This is a genomic window from Pseudonocardia yunnanensis, assembly GCF_039534065.1.
GTDB lineage: Bacteria > Actinomycetota > Actinomycetes > Mycobacteriales > Pseudonocardiaceae > Pseudonocardia > Pseudonocardia yunnanensis.
The window spans coordinates 263,539-283,757 of the sequence record NZ_BAAAUS010000006.1; the positions used below are offsets into that span (position 1 = coordinate 263,539).

Annotated in this window: 20 protein-coding genes; 12 read left to right on the forward strand and 8 right to left on the reverse strand. The window is 70.8% G+C overall.

Features of this window, described 5'->3' with window-relative positions; translation table 11 throughout:
- Position 1: 1 nt before the first annotated feature.
- The 3 genes from ABD743_RS07470 to ABD743_RS07480 all read left to right on the forward strand — a co-directional run bounded on the left by ABD743_RS07470 (position 2) and on the right by ABD743_RS07480 (position 1,704).
- Complete coding sequence (locus ABD743_RS07470) at positions 2 to 226, forward strand: hypothetical protein (protein ID WP_344720146.1); 225 nt, start codon at positions 2 to 4, stop codon at positions 224 to 226.
- 28 nt (positions 227 to 254) lie between these two features.
- A complete protein-coding gene (locus ABD743_RS07475; protein ID WP_344720147.1) occupies positions 255 to 899 on the forward strand; it encodes a DedA family protein in 645 nt (214 codons plus the stop codon).
- A gap of 91 nt (positions 900 to 990) precedes the next feature.
- On the forward strand, positions 991 to 1,704 hold the full coding sequence (locus tag ABD743_RS07480; protein WP_344720148.1) for a DedA family protein: 714 nt from the start codon (positions 991 to 993) through the stop codon (positions 1,702 to 1,704).
- Between the two features lie 21 nt (positions 1,705 to 1,725).
- On the opposite strand, the gene ABD743_RS07485 is transcribed toward ABD743_RS07480, so the two are convergent.
- Positions 1,726 to 2,793 carry a glycoside hydrolase family 76 protein gene (locus tag ABD743_RS07485; protein ID WP_344720149.1) on the reverse strand — a complete coding sequence of 356 codons (1,068 nt, stop codon included), beginning with the start codon at positions 2,791 to 2,793 and terminating at the stop codon, positions 1,726 to 1,728.
- A gap of 78 nt (positions 2,794 to 2,871) precedes the next feature.
- Here ABD743_RS07485 and ABD743_RS07490 point away from each other — a divergent pair, with 78 nt between their 5' ends.
- The 3 genes from ABD743_RS07490 to ABD743_RS07500 are packed head-to-tail and all read left to right on the forward strand — an operon-like array spanning position 2,872 to position 4,891.
- The gene (locus ABD743_RS07490; protein WP_344720150.1) at positions 2,872 to 3,867 is read left to right on the forward strand and encodes a GlxA family transcriptional regulator; all 996 of its coding nucleotides are present in this window, start codon (positions 2,872 to 2,874) and stop codon (positions 3,865 to 3,867) included.
- 2 nt (positions 3,868 to 3,869) lie between these two features.
- Positions 3,870 to 4,508, forward strand: coding sequence for a DJ-1/PfpI family protein (locus ABD743_RS07495; RefSeq protein WP_344720151.1), 639 nt, complete (start codon positions 3,870 to 3,872; stop codon positions 4,506 to 4,508).
- On the forward strand, positions 4,505 to 4,891 hold the full coding sequence (locus ABD743_RS07500; protein WP_344720152.1) for a hypothetical protein: 387 nt from the start codon (positions 4,505 to 4,507) through the stop codon (positions 4,889 to 4,891). Before ABD743_RS07495 ends, ABD743_RS07500 begins: the two co-directional genes overlap by 4 nt.
- Before the next feature lie 12 nt (positions 4,892 to 4,903).
- Here ABD743_RS07500 and ABD743_RS07505 read toward each other — a convergent pair whose 3' ends face one another.
- Together ABD743_RS07505 and ABD743_RS07510 are read right to left on the reverse strand one after the other, a co-directional pair.
- Positions 4,904 to 5,593, reverse strand: a complete 690-nt coding sequence (locus ABD743_RS07505; protein WP_344720153.1) for an HAD family hydrolase — start codon at positions 5,591 to 5,593, stop codon at positions 4,904 to 4,906.
- Positions 5,594 to 5,669: 76 nt separating this feature from the next.
- Entirely contained in the window at positions 5,670 to 6,359 is a 690-nt protein-coding gene (locus tag ABD743_RS07510) for a TrmH family RNA methyltransferase (protein ID WP_379659028.1), read from the reverse strand.
- Between the two features lie 690 nt (positions 6,360 to 7,049).
- Between ABD743_RS07510 and ABD743_RS07515 the strand changes: the two genes are divergently transcribed.
- From ABD743_RS07515 to ABD743_RS07525, 3 genes are all read left to right on the forward strand, one after another.
- Positions 7,050 to 8,378, forward strand: a complete 1,329-nt coding sequence (locus ABD743_RS07515; RefSeq protein WP_344720154.1) for a ferredoxin reductase family protein — start codon at positions 7,050 to 7,052, stop codon at positions 8,376 to 8,378.
- A gap of 18 nt (positions 8,379 to 8,396) precedes the next feature.
- Entirely contained in the window at positions 8,397 to 9,599 is a 1,203-nt protein-coding gene (locus tag ABD743_RS07520; protein WP_344720155.1) for a DUF4142 domain-containing protein, read from the forward strand.
- Positions 9,600 to 9,719: 120 nt separating this feature from the next.
- Positions 9,720 to 10,724: a hypothetical protein gene (locus tag ABD743_RS07525; protein WP_344720156.1), complete on the forward strand. Its 1,005-nt coding sequence runs from the start codon at positions 9,720 to 9,722 to the stop codon at positions 10,722 to 10,724.
- 92 nt (positions 10,725 to 10,816) lie between these two features.
- Here ABD743_RS07525 and pyrE read toward each other — a convergent pair whose 3' ends face one another.
- Genes pyrE through ABD743_RS07540 form a run of 3 tightly spaced genes read right to left on the reverse strand, consistent with a single transcriptional unit; the run spans position 10,817 to position 12,891 of the window.
- On the reverse strand, positions 10,817 to 11,386 hold the full coding sequence (pyrE, locus tag ABD743_RS07530; RefSeq protein ID WP_344720157.1) for an orotate phosphoribosyltransferase: 570 nt from the start codon (positions 11,384 to 11,386) through the stop codon (positions 10,817 to 10,819).
- 32 nt (positions 11,387 to 11,418) lie between these two features.
- Positions 11,419 to 12,186 carry an SDR family NAD(P)-dependent oxidoreductase gene (locus ABD743_RS07535; protein WP_344720158.1) on the reverse strand — a complete coding sequence of 256 codons (768 nt, stop codon included), beginning with the start codon at positions 12,184 to 12,186 and terminating at the stop codon, positions 11,419 to 11,421.
- Positions 12,187 to 12,240: 54 nt separating this feature from the next.
- A complete protein-coding gene (locus ABD743_RS07540) occupies positions 12,241 to 12,891 on the reverse strand; it encodes a type III secretion system chaperone family protein (protein WP_344720159.1) in 651 nt (216 codons plus the stop codon).
- 193 nt (positions 12,892 to 13,084) lie between these two features.
- Here ABD743_RS07540 and ABD743_RS07545 point away from each other — a divergent pair, with 193 nt between their 5' ends.
- Positions 13,085 to 14,329, forward strand: a complete 1,245-nt coding sequence (locus ABD743_RS07545) for a flavin-dependent oxidoreductase (RefSeq protein ID WP_344720160.1) — start codon at positions 13,085 to 13,087, stop codon at positions 14,327 to 14,329.
- A 12-nt stretch (positions 14,330 to 14,341) separates the two neighbouring features.
- On the opposite strand, the gene ABD743_RS07550 is transcribed toward ABD743_RS07545, so the two are convergent.
- Together ABD743_RS07550 and clpB are read right to left on the reverse strand one after the other, a co-directional pair.
- The gene (locus ABD743_RS07550) at positions 14,342 to 14,818 is read right to left on the reverse strand and encodes a cupin domain-containing protein (protein ID WP_344720161.1); all 477 of its coding nucleotides are present in this window, start codon (positions 14,816 to 14,818) and stop codon (positions 14,342 to 14,344) included.
- Positions 14,819 to 14,991: 173 nt separating this feature from the next.
- Positions 14,992 to 17,604 carry an ATP-dependent chaperone ClpB gene (gene clpB, locus ABD743_RS07555; RefSeq protein WP_344720162.1) on the reverse strand — a complete coding sequence of 871 codons (2,613 nt, stop codon included), beginning with the start codon at positions 17,602 to 17,604 and terminating at the stop codon, positions 14,992 to 14,994.
- Between the two features lie 125 nt (positions 17,605 to 17,729).
- Here clpB and ABD743_RS07560 point away from each other — a divergent pair, with 125 nt between their 5' ends.
- Both ABD743_RS07560 and ABD743_RS07565 read left to right on the forward strand, forming a co-directional pair.
- Positions 17,730 to 18,998, forward strand: a complete 1,269-nt coding sequence (locus ABD743_RS07560) for an AAA family ATPase (protein ID WP_344720163.1) — start codon at positions 17,730 to 17,732, stop codon at positions 18,996 to 18,998.
- On the forward strand, positions 18,995 to 20,017 hold the full coding sequence (locus ABD743_RS07565; RefSeq protein ID WP_344720164.1) for a tetratricopeptide repeat protein: 1,023 nt from the start codon (positions 18,995 to 18,997) through the stop codon (positions 20,015 to 20,017). Before ABD743_RS07560 ends, ABD743_RS07565 begins: the two co-directional genes overlap by 4 nt.
- Positions 20,018 to 20,219: the final 202 nt, after the last annotated feature.

Below are 20,219 nucleotides of genomic sequence, written 5' to 3' on the forward strand. Positions count from 1 at the left end.
TGTGAGCACGAGCGACGATTCCGAGCGACGCGTCGCCGAGGCGCTGCGGGCCAGAGCATCGGGAGCGGGTCGCCCCGGAGTGCCCCGCACGGCGCGGGCGACCTCCGCATCCGACACAGGAGCACGCAAGGCGCTGCTGATCGCGCTGCTCGGCGGCGTGGTGCTGGGCGTCGCGCTTGCGCTGTTGTCGCTACTGGTGCCTGGGCTCCTCCCCGCCCTGGGCTGACCACAGCTGCCCGGTACCGTTCCCTTCCGTGACTGCGCTCGCGCTCGGCCCCGAGTGGCTCCAGCCGGATACGATCATCTCCTGGCTCGGCCCGTGGGCGCTGGTCGGGCTCGCCCTCATCGTCTTCGCCGAGTGCGGGCTGCTGCTCGGGTTCTTCCTGCCCGGCGACTCCCTGCTCTTCACCGGTGGCCTGTTCGTGGCGCAGGGGTCGATCCAGACCCCGCTGTGGCTGGTCTGCCTGATCCTCGTGGTCGCGGCCTTCGCCGGCAACGCCACGGGCTACTGGGTCGGACGCGCCGCCGGTCCCGCGGTGTTCGACAGGCCCAAGTCCCGGTTGTTCAAGCCGCAGCACGTGCGCAAGACGCAGGAGTTCTTCGACAAGTACGGCAACCGCGCCATCGTGCTCGGCCGGTTCGTGCCGGTCGTGCGCACCTTCATCACCGTGATGGCGGGCGTCGGCCGGATGGAGCCGAAGCGCTACCTCGGCTACTCACTCATCGGCGGCGTCGCGTGGGCGGCGGGCGTCACCGTGCTGGGCTTCTGGCTCGGCCAGTTCGAGGTCGTGCGTAACAACATCGAACTGATGCTCATCGCCATCGTGTTGGTGTCGATCGTGCCGATCATCATCGAGGTGCTGCGCGCCCGCCGCACCCCAGGGGCACACGCCCGGTAACACCCCCGGGTGACACCACGCCGGGCGACATCGCTGGTGGTAACACCGCTCAGCGCCCGGGCGAGCCCAGGGGTACCTACCCTGGAGTGCTGTGAGCACTGCGCCCACCGTGTACCACGCCCTCGGGCCCCTCACCCAGGCCGGACCGGTCACGGTGTGGGTGGTCGTGCTCGTCTTCGTCTTCTTCGAATGCGCGCTCATCATCGGGATGTTCCTGCCCGGCGACACGCTGCTGCTCGCAGCCGGAGTGGTGCTCGCGCAGGGCGACCACGAGGCCAGCGCCTGGACGCTCGGGGTGGTGGCCACCGGCGTCGCCGTGGCCGGAAACCAGGTGGGTTATCTCATCGGCCGCTACGCGGGCACGCGGATGCTCGCGCGCCGCAACGGGCGCATCCTCAACCGCGCCAACCTCGCACGGGCCAGCGCCTTCTTCGACCGCTGGGGGTTCTGGGCCATCGTCGTGGCCCGCTGGGTGCCCTGGGTACGCACCCTCGCGCCGATGATCGCCGGCGCCGCCCGCATGGACAACCGGCGCTACATCCTCGCCAACGCCGTCGGCGCGGTGTGCTGGGTTCCCACGCTGATCATGCTCGGGTACTACGGCGCGGGGCTGCTCGACGTCGTTCCGTGGCTCAAGGACGCCGCGGCTCTCGTCGCGATCGCGTTCTTCGTGGTCGGTACCGGCTACGGGCTCTTCCGTTACCGCCAGGAGATGCGCCGCCCGATCGATGACACGCCGGCGACTCCGGCGGACGGTGAACCCGAGGATGAGGATCAGGAGGAGGGCCTCCGCGACACCGGGTGAGGCTCGAGTGCTGGGAGCGGCTCAGCCGCCTCGCTGCAGCCGTGCCGCGGCTTCCATCAGCATCCATCCCGAGAGCTGCACCGAGAGGTCGGCCTCCGGCACCCCCGGGTGGGGTGGGAAGGCGGGCCTGCTCCATTCCGCGGAGAAGACCGGTCCACCGCGGACCTCCGCCCGGCCGTCCCACACGGCCGTCGCGCTCGACCGCACGATCCGTGCCGCGGGACCGGCAAGCTCCGGCACGCGCAGTGCGGCATCCGTCAGGTAGCGCGCGGTGATGCCGGCGAAGAGACCACCGTCGCCCCCGCCCGACCCGGGCAGCACGCCGCGGGAATCAGCGAGCCGGTGGGTCATCGCGTCGACGATCGCCATCGCCCTGTCCGTGAAGCGGTGGTGGCAGTCGCGTTCGATCAGCTCGACACACGCGCCGAGATACACGCCCTGGCAGTAGGTGTAGATGTACGGCTCGACGGCGCGGATGCTGCCGTCCGAGGCCACCCGCACCCCGTCCCGGACGAGCCCGGAGTCCGGGTCGATCAACGTCTCCGCCATCCAGTCGCAGATCGCCGCGGCGAACGCCGACTGGCCGTCACGGGCGAGCAGGATCGCCGCCGGGCCGTTCGCAGGCGCGGCCTTGAAGTCGTCGTCGCGGCGCCACCAGATGCCGCCGCCCGCGCCCTCCGTCCACCCCTCGTGCAGCCGGTTGATGATCGCGGCGAGAGCCGGAAGGCCGGGGCGGCCGGCGAGGAGCCCGGCGCGTTGCACCGCCAGGCCGAGCCAGGCGACGTCGTCGTAGTACCGGTTGAGCCAGGAACCCGTGTTGTGCAGCCGGATGCCGCGGACCAGCGCCGCGATCGCGCGGGCCCGACGCCGCTCGGGTGAGCGCAGCTGCGCGTCGACCATGCAGTCCAGGAGGTGCGCCTGCCACCAGTAGTGCCACGGCGTGGGAGGCGATGGCACCGGTCTCGGCCACCGAACGCGCCCGATGCGGGTGCCCGGCACCACCCCGGCGAGCCGTCGTAGGTGGCGGCGGACGACCGCCCGCTCGGCGATGCCCGCCCGTTCCGACCAGTCGACCTCAGCGGCAGCCACCGAGCCAGTCTGCCCGATGGCCGAATGCGTGGGGTTCGTGTCGTTGACGCCATAGCGTCGTGCGGCCACCGTGAGTACATGCCCAGCCACCAGGTGGTCATCCCCGTCTTCGACGGCATCCAGCCGCTGGACGCCACGGGCCCGCACGAGGTGTTGATGGGTGCCACGCGGCTACTCGACCACCTCGGGTCGGAGAAGGCGGGCTACCGCGTCAGCCTGGTCGCAGAGAGCCCGGGAACCGTCACGTCCGACAGCGGGATGCGTATGTGCCCGGACGGCCCGCTCCCGGAGACGGGTGAGATCGGCACACTGCTGGTGCCGGGCGGCGGTGGGTCGCGCGTCATGACGTCCGACCACCCGCTGGTCGAGTGGCTCCGCCGCGCCGCCCCGCGCGCCGAACGGGTCGTCTCGGTGTGCACAGGGGCGTTCGCGCTCGCAGCCGCCGGCCTGCTCGACGGCCTCTCTGCCACCACCCACTGGCGCTACGCGCCGACGCTCGCCGCCAAGTACCCGGCCGTCGACGTGCGACCCGACCCCATCTACCTGCAGCAGGGCCGCATCTGGACGGCCGCGGGCGTCACCGCCGGTGTCGACCTGGCTCTTGCGCTCGTCGAGGCCGACCACGGAGCCGAGATCGCACAGTACGTCGCGCGCGAGCTCGTGGTCTTCCTCCGCAGACCGGGTGGGCAGAGCCAGTTCGCCGGCCCCGTCTGGTCGCCGCCGGCGCGCCAGCCCTCGGTCCGGGCCGCGCAGGACCTGATCCACAGCGACCCGGCAGCCGACCTGCGGGTGCCGGTACTCGCAGCACGCGTGGGCATGAGCGAGCGCCACTTCAGCCGCGAGTTCACCCGCGCCCTCGGGCGGTCGCCGGGCGACTACGTCGAGCAGGTGCGCGTCGACGCCGCCAAGCGGCTGCTGGAGTCCGAACCGGTGCTCGTCACCGTCGCCGCGGCGCGTGCGGGCTTCGGCACCGCGGAGACGATGCGACGTGCGTTCCTGCGCCGTATCGGCGTGGCGCCCGACCAGTACCGACGGCACTTCGCCACCACCGCGCCCATCGACGGAAGGACGTGACCATGCAGGTCGCCATCATGCTGTTCCCCCGCCTGACCGCGCTCGACGCGATCGGGCCCTACGAGGTGCTGCAGACCGTGCCGGAGCACGACGTCGTGTTCGTCGGCGAGCACCGCGGCGAGGTCCGCGCCGACACCGGCATCCTCGGCCTCACGGTCGACAAGACGTTCGCCGAGGTGCAGTCGCCGGACATCGTTGTGGTGCCGGGTGGACCCGGCTCACGTGACCTGCTCAACGGGGGAGCCCACCTCGACTGGCTGCGCACGGTCCACCCGCGCACCCGATTCACCACGTCGGTCTGCACGGGCTCACTCGTCCTCGCCGCGGCGGGGCTTCTCGACGGGCTCACCGCCACCACCTACTGGGGGGCCATGGAGCACCTGGAGAAGCTCGGTGCCGTGCCGGTGACGCAACGGGTGGTCGAGCACCTGCCCGAGCGCCTGATCACCGCGGCGGGCGTGTCGTCCGGCATCGACATGGCCATCCGGCTCGTCGAGGTGCTCGTCGACGACGTGGCGGCGCAGGCGGCGCAGATGCTCATCGAGTACGACCCGCAGCCCCCGTTCGACGCGGGGCACCCCAGCCGGGTCGGCTCGGCCGTGATGGAGCGGGCGAACGAGTACCGACGGGCCCGGTCATGACCATGCCGACGCAGGCCAGGAGGGCGGCGCTGGCCGACCGCCGCTTCTGGCGCCATTTCGTCGAGATGCTGCTCGCGATGGTCGTCGGGATGGTGGTGTTCGGGCCGCTCTGGCCCGACCTGCACGGAAGCACCGAGCTGCACCTTCTCGTCATGGCCACGAACATGACGCTGGGCATGGCCCTGTGGATGGCCGTGCGCCGGCACCGGTGGGTGGCCATCGCAGAGATGGGCCTGGCGATGTACGTGCCGTTCGTGGTGCTGCTCCCGCCGTTCTGGGCAGGCTGGCTGTCGGTCGACGCGGTGGTCGTCCTCGGCCACGTGCTGATGCTGCCGGCGATGCTCCTCGCCATGCTCCGCAGGCCGTCCGAGTACCTCTGCTGACAGCTCTTCAGATCAGAAGTGCTCGACCAGCTCGGTGAACCGCTGCAGGTGCAGCACGCCGTCATCGTCGAGGTCGAGCTCGTCGTGCTCGAGCACCCATGTGTACTGGTTCGGGATGAACACCGCCCCGAGGCCGGCCGCACGGGCCGGGAGGATGTCCGACCGCGGCGAGTTCCCGATCATCCACGTGGTGGCCGGGACGAGCTCCTGCTCGGCGACGAGCTCGCGGTAGGTCGCCTCCCGCTTCTCGGCCACGATGTGCACGCTGCGGAAGTGGTGCGCAAGGTTGGAGGCGTCGATCTTGCGCTGCTGCTCGGCTTGGTCACCCTTGGTGAGCAGGCGGAGGTCATGACGCTCGCCGAGCTCGGTGAGCGTCTCGGCCACCCCTGGCACGAGCTCCACCTCGTGGTTGACCAGGGCGCCGGCCAGCTCCTCGATCCGGCGCGCCTCGGCCGTGGTGGCAGGGCGTTCGTTGAGCCGCTGGAAGGTGTCGCCGAGGCTGCGCAGGAAGCTTGCGCTGCCGTACCCGTGGACGACGACGTTGGCCCGCTCCACCTCGTCCAGCACCGCGCGGGTGGCCGCCCGGTCGAGGGTCGGGTGTGCCAGCCAGTCGAGGTACGCATCGATCACCCGCTCGAACAGGACGTTGTTCTCCCACAACGTGTCGTCGGCGTCGAAGAGGAGCGTCTGGCGGCTGGTCACGGGCGGAGTCTAGGTACCTCACGACCGATCTCCAGCCGGTTTTCGGCCGGGCTCGTTCGCCGCTTGCCGGGCTCGTTCACCACGCGTCCGACAAGTCCGCGTGCTGGCGGATCCAGGCGTGCATCGCGATGCCTGCGGCCACGCCCGCGTTGATCGAACGGGTGCTGCCGAACTGGGCGATCGACACCGTCATCGCGGCCGCCGCGTGCGCCTCGCCGGTCACGCCTGGGCCTTCCTGGCCGAACAGCAGCAGGCAGTTGCGCGGCAGGTCCGCGGTCTCGAGCCGCAGTGCGCCGGGGGTGTTGTCCACGGCGACCACGACGAGCCCGTGCTGCGTCGCGAACGTCATCAGGCCGGCGATGTCGTCGTGGTGGTGCACCTGCAGGTAGCGGTCGGTCACCATCGCGCCGCGCCGGTTCCAGCGCCGCCGTCCGACGATGTGTACGCCCGCCGCGCCGAACGCGTTGGCGGTGCGCACCACCGTGCCGATGTTGTGGTCGTGGCCGAAGTTCTCGATCGCCACGTGGAACGGATGCGCGCGCCGGGCGAGGTCGGCGGCCACGGCTTCACGGCGCCAGTAGCGATAGGCATCGGCGACGTTGCGTGCGTCGCCGTGTTCGAGCAGGTCAGGGTCGTAGCGCTCGTCCCGCGGCCAGGCCGCCCGGTCGCCCGGCCACGGCCCGACCCCGACCTGTCCCGGCACCTGCCACTCGCTGGGCCCGCCACCCCCTTCACGATCGCTGTCGGCTTCCTCCGCCCGAGCCACCCGGCCGCCGCCCTTCTGCGAGTGGCCCTTGTCCCGAGCGTGAGGTGCCCGTTCGGAGTCGACGAGCCGTCTGCCCCGCGTCGCCGCGCCGCGGCGTGCTGGTCCGGGCCCGTCCTCGGCCGGCTCCGTCTCGTCCTCGCTCATGACCGAATGATCCCCCGCTCCGCCCGTGCCCGGGTTCGGCCGTTGCTCGATGTGCCGGAGGGCAACGATTGCGTCGCGAACACTGCGCCGGGGGCGGGCTGCTCGTAGTGTGCGAACGGGCGGCTCGCGCACCGGGGCACGGGTCGCCCCCACTGATCCACACGACTCGCGCCCAGAAGTCGGGCGACTCTCGAACTGAATACGGGCGACTCGCGTGTTGTGGGGGGAGCCGCAAGCGGTGCGAGGAACGGGCGACTCGCCGGGTTCGGCTGCTGGCGGTTGGGGCGAGATCCGTCCGTCGTGCCGGTGGTCCCGTTCGTCCCCGACGTCCGTCCCCGTGCGGTGGGCCGCCAGCGGCGAGTGGCGAACGGCGGTTTGCGAGGCAAGATCGCAGCCGGACCTGAGGGCGTTACGCGGCATTCGGCCCCAAGTATTAGGACATTCGGAGCAATACCGCGACCACTCGTCGCGCCGGCAGCCGCTTCCGGCCCACTGCGTTCTCAGCTTCGCAACCTGAACCTGAGGCCGCCTCCTACCGTCCCGCCCATGGATCAACGGATGGTGCGCACGGCGTGGCTGAGCGTCTTCGGCCTCATCGTCGTCGCACCCTCCCTCATGTGGCTCGCGATCGCACCCAACGAGCCGCTGTGGGATCACCTCTCCGTCGTGACCGGATTGCTGGCGCTCTCCGCGCTGGTGTCGGCGGCAGTCCTGCCGTCCCGGCTCCGGTCCCTGAACCGTGCGTTCGGCATCGAGAGCGTGATCGACATCCACCGGTTCCTCGGCGTGGTCACGGCGACGCTGGTATTCGTCCATCTCGCCTGCGTCGTCGCCGCGGACCCGGCCAACGTCGCGCTACTGAACTTCGAGACCGCCCCCGCCCGGGCACGTGCCGCGGTCGGGGCGACCGTCGCACTCGCCGCTCTCGTCGGGCTCGTCGCCCTGCGCGGGCGGACGGGGCTTCGCTACGAGCTGTGGCGGTGGCTCCACGTGGTGCTGGCGGTCGCGGTGATCACGCTGTCGGCGTTGCATGTGTGGTGGCTCGACCACCTCGTGGCCATGCCGGCGACCGGCACCGTCTTCGGACTGCTCGCGGCGATCGTGGTCGGAATCCTCGGTTACCGCTGGGCGTGGCGCCCGATGTTCGACACCTCCACCGAGTTCCTGGTCCGGGAGGTGCGCCGCGAGAACTCGACGGTGAGCACGCTCGTGCTGGAGCCTCGGCGCAAACGGCACGGTCCGCCGGTGAACTCATGGGCCTTCGCGCCCGGCCAGTTCGCCTGGATCCGGCTGGATCGGTCGGTGACCGCCGAGGAGCACCCCTTCACGATCGCCTCCAGCGCCCACATGGACACCACCGAGTTCACGATCCGCCACGCCGGGGACTTCACCCGCGCGTTGCGCCGCCTCCCGCCGGGCTCCCCGGTCTGGGTGGACGGCCCGCACGGCGCCTTCACCAACGACATCGGCGCGGGGGCCGGCTTCGTGATGATCGCCGGCGGCGTCGGGATCACGCCGATGATGAGCATGCTCCGCACGGCCGCGCACCGGGGGGATCCGCGGCCGTATCGGCTGGTCGTCGTGGCCAGCTCACCGGAAGACCTGCTGTTCCGCGAGGAGCTCGCGGAGCTGCGGTCCCACCTCGATCTCGTGGTCACCGAGGTGCTGCGCCGTCCGCACGACGGCTGGGACGGCTACACCGGCGACATCGGTGCCGGCCTGCTCTCGATGGTGCTTCCCGAAGGGCAGCACCCCGACGATCTCGACTTCTTCATCTGTGGCCCGCCTGCGTTGGTCACGGACGCCCTGAGCGCTCTCGACACCCTCGGTGTGGCACCGGCCCGCGTGCACACCGAACAGTTCGACTTCGTGTGAACCATCAGGAAGGCTCCGATGCTCCGCAGTATCCCCCGCTTGCTTCGCCGCGCCGTGATCGTCGCCGTGATCCTCGCCGTGTCCGCATCGGTGTACCAATCGTGGGCAGCCGGGTCTCCCGGCACCGGCGGCTGGACCCAGACCCAATGGGGACCGTTGGGACCGGCCGACCGCGACCTGCTCGTCAAGGTGAGGCTCGCCGGCCTCTGGGAAGGGCCGACGGGTCAGCAGGCGGAGACGCAGGCGAGCTCCCCCGAGGTGCAGGAAGCCGGACGGAAGATCTCCGAGGAGCACGCCAACCTCGACGCGGAGGTCCGTAAGACGGCCAACCAGCTCGGTGTGCTGCTGCCGAGCAGCCCCAGCGACCAGCAGGTCGGCTGGATGAACGAGATCTCGCAGCAGACGGGCTCCGACTACGACCGGGTGTTCGTCCAGCGGCTGCGCGACGCGCACGGCACAGTGCTGCCGATCATCGCTCAGGTGCGGGCCACCACCCGCAACGAACTGGTGCGTCAGTTCGCCGAGACGGCCAACGCGTTCGTCAGCCGGCACATCGGATATCTCGAGGGCACGGGTCTGGTGGACTACGCGGCGCTCCCGGAGGCGTCGCCGGGCCTGCTCTCCGGTGGCACCCAGACCAGCGATCTCATCGTGCCGATCCTGGTGTTCGTCGCCGCGCTCCTCGCGGCCATCGCCGCGTTCGCCGCCGTGCGGAACCGCAACGCCGGGAAGCGGAGCAGGGTCACCGTGCCGCAGCGCAGCCCGGCACCTGCCGCGGCGCCCCTCCCCGAGCTCACGGCCGTCGCGGCGATCTCCGGCCCCCGCTACTCCCACCTGGAGTCGCCCGTCGGCGCCGGGCTCGCCGCAGACACCTCGACCTACTCCACCGCCGGATCGACCCGCAGCGTCTCGGACACGGGCCCCCACCGCACCGTCGCCGAAACCGGGTCACATCGGTGGGTCTCCGACAGCGGGTCCCGCCGAGGGGTGTCCGACACCGGATCCCATCGCACGGTCTCCGACACCGGTTCCTACCGCACGGTCGCCGACACCGGATCCCACCGGACCGTCTCCGACACGGGATCCCACCGGACTGCCTCCGATACCGGCTCGCAGCGCGCTGTCTCCGGCACCGGATCCCACCGCGCCGTGTCCGACAGCGGATCCCATCGCAGCGGCGGCCGTTCCAAGTCCGCCAAGTCCCGCCATTCCCGGCGCTAGCTCAACGCTCCCAAGCCGCCGGATCCCAGCCGGAGTGGCCACTCGGCTCTTCGGTTCCCGCTCCCCGACCCCGAACGGAGCTTCATGTCCCCGTCCAGAAGCGAACGACACCGGAGCACGGTGCGTAAGCTCGCGATCTCTGCGGCCGCCCTGGTGGTGACCGTCCTCCCCACCGCCTGCGACTACGCGTACGCGTCCCCAGGCAACGGCAGCGTGTCGCAGCCGGCAGCCGGCAGTTCGGGCCACGGCAGCCACAGCGCCGAGGGCGGTCACAACAGCCACGGCGGCAACCCGGGGCAGGCCCCCGATGACAACAATTCGGAAGGCGCCGGCGACGACAACGGCGGAAACGGCGGCCAAGACGGAAACAACGGCCAGAACGACAACGGCCAGGGCGGCGACAACAACGGAGCCGACAACGGCGACAACGGCCAGGGTGACAACGGCCAAGGCGGCGACAACAACGGCAACAACAACGGCGATAATAACGGCGACAACGGCCAAGGCGACAACGGCCAGGACGGCAACGGCCAAGGCGGCGGGGACAACGGCGACGAGCAGCCGCCCGCCGAGAACAACGGGCTCGACGTGCTGGGCAGGGACTGCACGGAGAGCAAGCTCCAGCCCCACGACGGCTTCCAGCTCGCCCCGCGCTGCGTGAGCACGGCGTTCGGTGAGGTGGCATCCGAGGACAAGAGCCCGTCGCTGCTCATCACGGACTCACCCCGCAGCGTCAAGGCCAAGGAGAAGTTCACGATCTCCGTGAGCACCCGCAACCTGGTGCGCGACCGGTTCCTCGGCGCCGCAGCGGGTGGCTACTACCTCGAGAGCTCGTTCCTCAACGAGGACGGCCTGCAGCGCGGGCACTTCCACACCGCCTGCCGGATGCTCGAAACCACCGACACCGCGCCAGACGCGGCACCCGCGCCGGAGTTCTTCCTCGCCACGCAGGACAACGGTGGTGGCGCCGAACCCGACACCGTGAAGATCACCGTGACAGGGATGCCGACCGCCGGCACCGCCCAGTGCGCGGTGTGGGCGGGAGACGGCTCCCACCGCATCCCGATGATGCAGCGGGCGGACCAGACCCCCGCCTTCGACGCAGTGCGCATCACGGTGGAGTAACCCCACCAGGGCCGTCGCACGGAACGCGTGTGGCTGTGCCGGGCGAACCCCGGCCGGCCGCACGCGTTCGGTCGTACGGGGAGAACCGGGGCTCAGCCCAGGCCGAGATCGGCCAACCCGAGCAGCGCTCGATACGGAACGCCTTCGTCCTCGATCGCCTGGCGCGCGCCGGTGTCCCGGTCCACCACCGTGGCGACGCCGACCACGGTGGCCCCGGCATCGCGTACCGCCCGCACCGCGGTGAGCACGGAGGCCCCGGTGGTCGAGGTGTCCTCCACGACGAGAACGCTGCGCCCGGCGATGTCCGGTCCTTCGATGAGGCGCTGCATGCCGTGCTGCTTGGTGTCCTTCCGCACGACGAACGCGTCGACGGGCGGGGTGTCGGGCAGCGCCGCCCGCTCGGCCGCCGCGGCGTGCAGAACGGCATCGGCCACCGGGTCGGCGCCGAGGGTCAAGCCGCCGACAGCCGAGTACTCCCAGTCGGCGGTGAGCACCCGTAGGAGCCTGCCGACCAGCGGCGCGGCCCGGTGTTCGAGGGTGGCGCGTCGCAGATCGACGTAGTAGTCGGCCTCGGCGCCCGAGGACAGAGTGACGCGGCCGTGCACCACGCCAAGCTCGCGGACCAGGGCCGCCAGCTCCTCCCGCTCGGTGTCTGGGTTCATGCCGTCATCCTTCACAAGCGGCGCGGGCACGCTCACTTGCGGTCCCGCGTGCCGAAATTGACCAGTTGCCGGACCAGCGGCCGGGGCAACAGGTCCACCAAGGCGGTGATGATCTTGTATTGCGGGCTCGGTACCGACACGACCTTTCCCCTCGCAAGATCCGCCAGGCACTCCTCGACCACGCGGTCCGCGTCGAGCCAGAACAGGCCCTTCCGGCCGCCGACGTCCAGTCCGGCACGCTCGTGGAACTCCGTGCGGACATAGCCGGGACAGAGCGCGATCGCGCGCACGCCGGTGGCGGCGACCTTGGCCGCCACCGCTTCGGTGAAGGCCGTGACCCACGCCTTGTCCGCGCTGTACTGCGAGTTCCCGGGCAGGAACCCGCTGATGCTCGACACGTTGATCACCGCACCGCGGCTCCTGTCGATCATGCCGGGCAGGGCCGCCACGGTCAGCTCGAGCACGGACGCCACATTGACCTCGAGCTGGCGTCGTAAGGCCGCGCTGTCCACGTCGAGCAGGCCACCGGTCGTGTAGCCGGCGTTGTTGATCAGCAGGTCGACGGGTGCGGCATCCGCGCTCGACAGCCGCGCCACAACCCGGGCGCGCTCCTCGTCGACGGACAGATCGGCGGGCAGCACCTCGACGGCGACGCCGGCGGCCCGGTGTCCGACCGCGGCGGCCTCCAGGCGTTCGCGGTTCCGCGCGACGAGTACGAGGTCCCGGCCGTCACGTGCCAGGCGGGATGCGAATGCGGCCCCGATGCCAGAGGTGGCTCCGGTGATGAGCGCGATGGGCACGAACGGAGCCTACTGAGGAGGACCCTGCCGCCACCCCGGCGGTGTCGTGGCAGGTCAGCGCCGCTTGACCCGGAGCGACTGCTCGAGCACGGCGGCCACCTCGGCGAGGTCGGCGAGCAGCTCCTGCACGCGTTCCGAGCTGGCCCCCAGCGGGGCGGTGGCGAGCACCCAGGACTCCTCCGCCCACAGCAGCTCGACGTCGTCGCCGACGAGGTCGCTGGCCTTCGCCAGGCGCGGCGTGATGAGGTGCCGCACGACGTCGGGGTCGGAGACGAAGGCGTACCGCTCGCCCACGGGCTCCAGCAGGTCGAGGCCGGCGTCGTCGGGAAGCGGGGCCGACGGGAGCCGCAGTTCCACGGCGGCGGGCAGCTGTTCCTGCACCTGCACCGCCACCAGCACGGAGTTGAGCCGGCCTGCCTGCTCGTGGTCGAACACGTAGGCGTGCCGCGGCCCCTCGGGGGTGGGCACGTCACCACTCATGAGGTTGCGGGCCACACCGGGCCCACCCTGGTGGATCGTCCCGTAGCGCCACCGGCTCGGCAGCACGGGATCGGTGTCGAGGTACTCCCAGTCGTGCGTGGCAGCCCAGCGCTTCCGGTCCTTGGCGCCGCCCGGCCCACCCCGACGGTCGGCGAACACCAGGCCGGCGCCGAGCACCAACGCGATCACGGCGATGACGAACCACACCGTCGGTGAGAGTCCCACGGCCGGAGCCTAGACCGATGGTCCTCGATCTGCGCGGACGCCCGATCACCTGATGTCGCCGGTACAGCCTCCTGGGTGAACGGGCGCGGGGTGCCTTCCACCGACTCGTTGACGGCGATCCGAGTCGGGCAGATGGTGTGAAGCGCCTATCTGGTCCATCCTGGGGAGATCGGTACGACGGGGGGGAACCGTCATGCGGGTCATCATCGTGGGAGCGGGCATCGGGGGTCTCACCACCGCTCTTCGGCTGCACCATGAGGGCATCGACTGCACGGTCTACGACCAGAGCGAGCAGATCCGCGAGCTCGGGGTCGGCATCAACGCATTGCCGCACGCGGTGAAGGAGCTGGCCGCGCTCGGGCTCCTCGACCGGCTGGACGCGGCGGGGATCCGGATCAGGGAGCTGTCCTACAACCACCGGCTCGGGCAGGAGATTCTCCGTAGACCGTGCGGCACGGCGGCCGGGTTCGCGTTTCCGCAGCTCTCCTACCACCGGGGCAGGCTGCAGGGTGTGCTGCTGAAGGCGGTGCATGAGCGGCTCGGTCCCGACGCGGTGCGGACCGGCCACCGGCTGGTCGGGTTCGAGCAGGACGCGGACGGAGTGCGTGCGCAGTTCGTCGACCTCGGCGGAGACGCACTGGGAATGGTCCGGGGCGACGTGCTCGTGGGCGCCGACGGCATCCACTCGGCACTGCGAGCCGGCCTCTTCCCCGATGAGGGGCCACCCCGCTGGAACGGTGTGCTGATGTGGCGCGGAGCCACGGACTGGCCCGAGTTCGGCACCGGACGCTCGATGATCATCGCCGGCGGCACCGCGGCGAAGCTGGTGATCTACCCGATCGCGGAGGGGCAGAGCCCGGGCACGAAGCTCACCAACTGGGCGGTCTGCGTACTGACCGGCCAGGCCGGTGACCCACCGCCCCGTCGTCAGGACTGGTCTCGTCCTGCCGATCTGGACGAGCTCGCGGAGCATCTCGATCGCTTCCGCGTTCCGCACGTCGACCACAAAGGTCTCATCCGCGCGACGCCGGAGTGCTTCGAGTTCCCGATGTGCGACCGGGACCCTCTGCCCTACTGGACCAGTGGCCGCGTGACGCTCCTGGGCGATGCCGCCCACCCGATGTATCCGATGGGTTCCAACGGAGCCGGCCAGGCGATCCTCGACGCCACGAGCATCAGCAGCCACCTCGTCGAGCACGCCGACCCCGTCCGCGCGCTGAAGGCGTACGAGGAGGACCGCCTTCCCACCACCAGCGAGGTGGTGCTGCGCAACCGGGTCGGCGGGCCCGAAGGCGTGATCGACGAGGTCGAACGCCGGGCTCCTCATGGGTTCTCCCGGCTCGAGGACGTGATCACCCCCGAGGAGCTCGACGCCGTGGTCAGCGGCTACGCACGGGCATCCGGGTCGTCGAGCGAGCAGGTGAACCGCCCGTCATGAGCGGACTGAGCCTCAGGCGCCTTCCACCGAACCAGGCGGCAGGAAGTTCACGTCGTGCTGCGCGGAGAGCCGCACGACCTCGGCCGGGTCCTCGAGGTTGTGCAGGTTGTCGAACAACGCCGCGAGACGCCCGGCGGGGCTGACCCAGAAGAGTCCTCGCGTCGGCACCTCGCCGCGGTTGTAGTACGCGTGAGGGAGGTTCCTCGGCATCCGCACGGTGTCGCCGGGCCCCGCGGTCTCCCACTGGCCGTCGAGGTAGAGCGTGAACACTCCCTCGAGCACGTAGATGTGCTCGTCCTGGGTGGGGTGCACGTGCGGGGGCACGCCGGTGCCGGGCGGGTCGTAGGTCTCGAACGCGAAGCTCGACTCGCTCGCGGCCTTCATCGAGTAGGTGTGGCCGAGCACGTTCCACACCTTCTTGTTCATGCCCTCGCTCGCGAGCGTGATGCCCTTGGGCAGCGGGCCGAGCACGATCTCCTCGCCGGTCATGTCCCCTCCAGGTCGTGATCTCCGTGTCCGCGTCCGTGCGATGTCACAGCAGATCCGTACCGCACGCAAGGCACGAGGCCCCGATGGCGAGAACTTCGGGCACAACGGGGAGAGTGCTGGGCCGGTCCGATGTGGACCGACCCGGCACCCTCCCCGTTCGTCAGGCAGCTCGATCAGATCGTGGCGGGCATCGCCCGGCCGACGATCAGCCCACCCATGCCACCGCTCGCAGTGGGGTCGAGGTCGACGCGCACGGTGTCGCCCTCGCGGATGTCGCCGGACAGCAACTCCTTCGCGAGCGCGTCACCGATCGCCGACTGCACGAGCCGCCGCAGCGGCCGCGCCCCGTAGACGGGGTCGAAACCGTTCATGGCCAGCCATTCACGGCCCGCGTCGGAGACCTCCAGCGTGAGCCGCCGCTTCGCCAGCCGGCGACGCAGCACGTCGAGCTGGATGTCGACGATGTGCGTGAGCTCCTCCGTGGACAGCGCGTGGAACACCACCACGTCGTCGAGCCGGTTGAGGAACTCCGGCTTGAAGTGCCGCTGCACGATCGCCATCACGGCGTCCTTGCGGCCCCGATCGTCGAGCGACGGGTCGGAGATCGCCTGCGTGCCCAGGTTGGACGTGAGCACGAGGATCGTGTTGCGGAAGTCGACGGTGCGGCCCTGACCGTCGGTCAGGCGGCCGTCGTCGAGCACCTGCAACAGCGTGTCGAAGACGTCCGGGTGCGCCTTCTCGACCTCGTCGAACAGCACCACCGTGTACGGACGGCGCCGCACGGCCTCGGTGAGCTGGCCACCCTGGTCGTAGCCCACGTAGCCGGGCGGGGCACCGACGAGCCGGGCGACGCTGTGCTTCTCCGAGTACTCGCTCATGTCGATGCGGACCATCGCCCGCTCGTCGTCGAACAAGAACTCGGCGAGCGCCTTCGCCAGCTCGGTCTTGCCCACGCCGGTGGGGCCGAGGAACAGGAACGATCCGGTGGGCCGGTTCTCGTCGGCGATCCCCGCCCGCGCCCGGCGCACGGCGTCGGACACAGCACGCACGGCCTCGGCTTGGCCGACCACCCGCTTGCCGAGCTCGTCCTCCATGCGCAGCAGCTTGGCCGTCTCGCCCTCGAGCATGCGTCCCGCGGGGATACCGGTCCAGGCGGAGACGACGTCGGCGACGTCGTCCGGGCCGACCTCCTCCTTGAGCATCACGTCGGCGTCGGGCGCGGTGACGGCCGTGGCCTCGGCGAGCTGCTTCTCCAGGCCCGGGATCTTCCCGTAGCGCAGCTCAGCCGCCTTGCCGAGATCGCCGTCGCGCTCGGCGCGCTCCGACTCCCCGCGCAGGGCCTCGAGCTGCTCCTTGAGCTCACGCACCGACTCGATGGCGCCGCGCTCGTTCTGCCAGCGCGCGGTGAGCGCGGACAGCTTCTCGCGCTGCTCGGCGAGCTCGGCACGCAGCGCAGCCAGCCGCTCGACGGACGGGGCGTCGGACTCCTTCTCCAGCGCCATCTCCTCGATCTCCAGCCGACGCACGGCGCGCTCGACCGTGTCGATCTCCACGGGACGGGAGTCGATCTCCATGCGCAACCGCGATGCAGCCTCGTCGACGAGGTCGATCGCCTTGTCGGGGAGGAACCGGGCGGTGATGTACCGGTCGGACAGCGTGGCCGCGGCCACCAGCGCGGCGTCGGTGATCCGCACGCCGTGGTGCACCTCGTAGCGCTCCTTGAGCCCGCGCAGGATGCCGATGGTGTCCTCCACACTGGGCTCGCCCACCAGCACCTGCTGGAAGCGGCGCTCCAGCGCGGGGTCCTTCTCGATGCGCTGCCGGTACTCGTCGAGCGTGGTGGCGCCGACCATCCGCAGCTCACCACGGGCCAGCATCGGCTTGATCATGTTGCCGGCATCCATCGCGCCCTCGCCGGTGGCACCCGCGCCGACGATCGTGTGGAGCTCGTCGATGAACGTGATGACCTGGCCCGCGGAGTCGGTGATCTCCTTCAGGACGGCCTTCAGCCGCTCCTCGAACTCACCGCGGTACTTCGCGCCGGCGACCATCGACCCGAGGTCGAGCGCCACGACACGCTTGCCGCGCAGCGACTCGGGGACGTCGCCCGCCACGATCCGCTGGGCGAGCCCCTCGACGATCGCCGTCTTGCCGACGCCGGGCTCACCGATGAGCACCGGGTTGTTCTTGGTGCGCCGCGACAGCACCTGCACGACGCGGCGGATCTCGGTGTCGCGCCCGATCACCGGATCCAGCTCGCCCTTGCGGGCCCGCTCGGTGAGGTCGACGCCGTACTTCTCCAGGGCCTGGTAGGTGCCCTCGGGGTCGGGGCTCGTCACCCGCGAGCTGCCGCGGACCTTGCTGAACGCCTCGCGCAGCGCCTCCGGCGTGGCTCCGTGACGGCGCAGCAGGTCGGAGACCTGGCTAGGCGCAGACGCCAGCCCGAACAGAAGGTGCTCGGTGGAGACGTACTCGTCGCCCATCTCCGTGGCTAGTTGCTGAGCAGCGGTGATCGCCGCGATGGCATCGCGGGACAGCTGCGGGGCGCTCACCGTGGCACCTGCCGCCGAGGGCAGGCGGTTGCCGAGCTGCGCGAGCTCACCCCGCACGGCCGCCGGATCAGCACCCACCGCCGTGAGCAGCGGCACCGCGATCCCGTCACCCTGGGCGAGCAGAGCTCCCAACAGGTGCGTCGGGCCGACATCGGGGTTGCCGGCGAGCGCAGCAGCCTGCACGGCGGCCGAGATGGCCTGCTGCGCCTTGGTGGTGGGGTTGAAAGAGTCCATCCCCTGTACCTCCTGCATCGTCGCCTGGGCACCATCGTGCCCGTCGCTTGGAAGAACGTAAGGAAAGTTGAGTCTGTTCCGCTCAAGGCAAAGCCGGACCCCTGCCTCGGCGATACTTCCGGCCGATGTCTGACGATGTGCTCCTGACCAGCTTGCTCACTGCGGTGACCTCCGCCCCTGACGACGTTCCGCTCCGGCTGCATGTGGCCGGGCTGCTGTCCGAAAGAGGCCGGAGCGCCGAAGCTCTGCAGCACTGCATCCAGGTACTGGCCCGCGACGCGTCCAACACCGACGCGATGGGCCTCCTGCAACGACTGACCAGCGGGATCACAGCGCCCCCCACCCCGGACGTCGCCGCCGCGCCCCCGCCTGCCGAACCGGCCCCCGTGGCGCCACCGGCCCCCGACAGAACGGGGCAGCACCGGCTGCAGGGCTACGACTGGACGCACGCCGAGGAGGAGGTCGCCGGCACCCCGGAGCCGGTGCTCGCCCACGGCGAGTCGTCACCGGTCGTCGAGGATATCGAGCAACCCGGCATCCGGCTGGCCGACGTGGGCGGCATGGAGGACGTCAAGCAGCGCCTGGAGCTCGCCTTCCTCGGACCCATGCGCAACCCGGAGCTCGCGAAGGCCTTCGGCAAGACCCTCACGGGCGGCCTCCTCCTGTACGGGCCTCCCGGCTGCGGAAAGACCTTCATCGCCCGTGCTGTCGCCGGCGAGCTCGGGGCGAACTTCTTCACCGTCGGCATCTCCGACGTCCTCGAGATGTACACCGGTCAGAGCGAGCGCAACATGGCCCGGATCTTCGCCGAGGCCCGGCGCCGCGCTCCTTGCGTGCTGTTCTTCGACGAGCTCGACGCCCTCGGCCAGAAGCGCTCGCAACTCAGCCACGCCAGCAGCATGCGCAACACGGTCAACCAGATGCTGAGCGAGATGGACTCCCTGGGCGGGAACAACGACGGCGTCTTCACCCTCGGTGCGACCAACCACCCGTGGGACATCGACAGCGCCCTGCGCCGCCCCGGCCGGTTCGACCGCATGGTGCTCGTCCTGCCGCCGGACGCGCCTGCACGCGCCGCGATCCTGCGCTACCACCTGCGCGACCGCCCTGTGGCCGAGGTCGACCTCGACCGGATCGTCCGGCTCACCGAGCACTTCTCCGGGGCCGACGTCGCGCACGTCTGCACCACGGCAGCCGAGCGGGCCCTCGCCCTATCCATGCAGATCGGCCGGCTGCACGCGCTGACCACGAAGGATCTGGAGGCGGCCGTGAAGGAGGTCCGGCCGAGCACCGGAGCGTGGTTCGCCACGGCCCGCAACGTCGTCGCGTTCTCCAACTCCGACGGCGACTACGACGACCTCTCGGCCTACCTACGAAAGCACAAGAAGCTGTGACGACCGCGTTCGACCGCGTGGAACAGCTGCGCCTCCTCGGCCGGTTCGACGACGCCGAGCGGGCCGCGCGCGAGGCACTCGCCGCCTCCCCGAACGATCCCGGGCTGCTCCTGGGGCTGGCGGCCGTGCTGTACGAGTCCGGGCGGCTCGTCGACGGGCTGGCCGCGGCCGAAGCAGCGGCGGCCGCCGCTCCGGAGTTCGATCGGCCCCACGTGGTGCGGGCCGCGCTCCTCTCCGGACTCGGCAGGCACGAGGAGGCCATCGAGGCCGCGTACCGGGCGGTGACACTCGCCCCGGAGGAGACCCCGGGCGCCACGATGTACGCCGAGGTGTTGAAGCAGGCCGGGCGGCTGCCCGAGGCGGCACAGGCGGCCCAGCGGGTCGTGCAGCTCGCTCCGAACTCCCCGGCATCGCATTTCCTGCTCGCCGATGTCACCAGCGACCTCGGTGACCGGGAGACGGCCCGCCAGGCGTACGAGGAGGTGCTCCGGCTCGATCCGCAGCACGCCGTGGCCAGGCACGACCTGGCCGTACTCGACGCCAGTCGGCACCGCCCCGCGCAGGCTCTGCGCGGGCTCATCGACGCCGGCATGCTCGCGCCCGGGATGCCCAAGGTCATGCGGACCATCACGGCGGTGCTCTGGCAGTTGTCCTGGAGGCTGCGGATGCTGCTCGGGCTGGCCACCGTGGCGGTCATCGCCGCCGGCGGCGAGGATCCCCTCGACTCGACGTGGTCGGGCCGCATCGCCGCGGCCGTCACCTTGGCGATCGCGGGCGGACTGACGTGGTGGACCGTCCGGGACCTCCCCAAGCAGACCCGGCCCGTGGTCCGGGCAGCACTGCAGGGGGACGGACCGCTGCGCCTCACGTACGCGGCCGTCGCTGCCTGCGTGTTGCTTCTCGCCGTGGTCCTGATCACCGGGGTCGGGGTGTTCGCTGCGCTGGTGTGGCTGGTGCTGGGTCTGCTGGGCGGCCTGGCGATCGTCGTGAGAACGGTGCGCCGGTTGCGCAACGGCTGATCCCGGCCACCACCGGCGGACCCGCCCGCTCGGCGTCATTGCACGTCCGGGTGGCACGGCCCGAATGACCGTGCGCCGAACGGTCGGCGGTGGGGACGAGGCATTTCGGCCACCACACGATCTGGTCCAGGCACGGAGGGTCTCCAAGGCGCTGTCGGAGCGTTAGGCTGCCTCGGCCAGGGACCCCCCTCCCTCGCCCCCC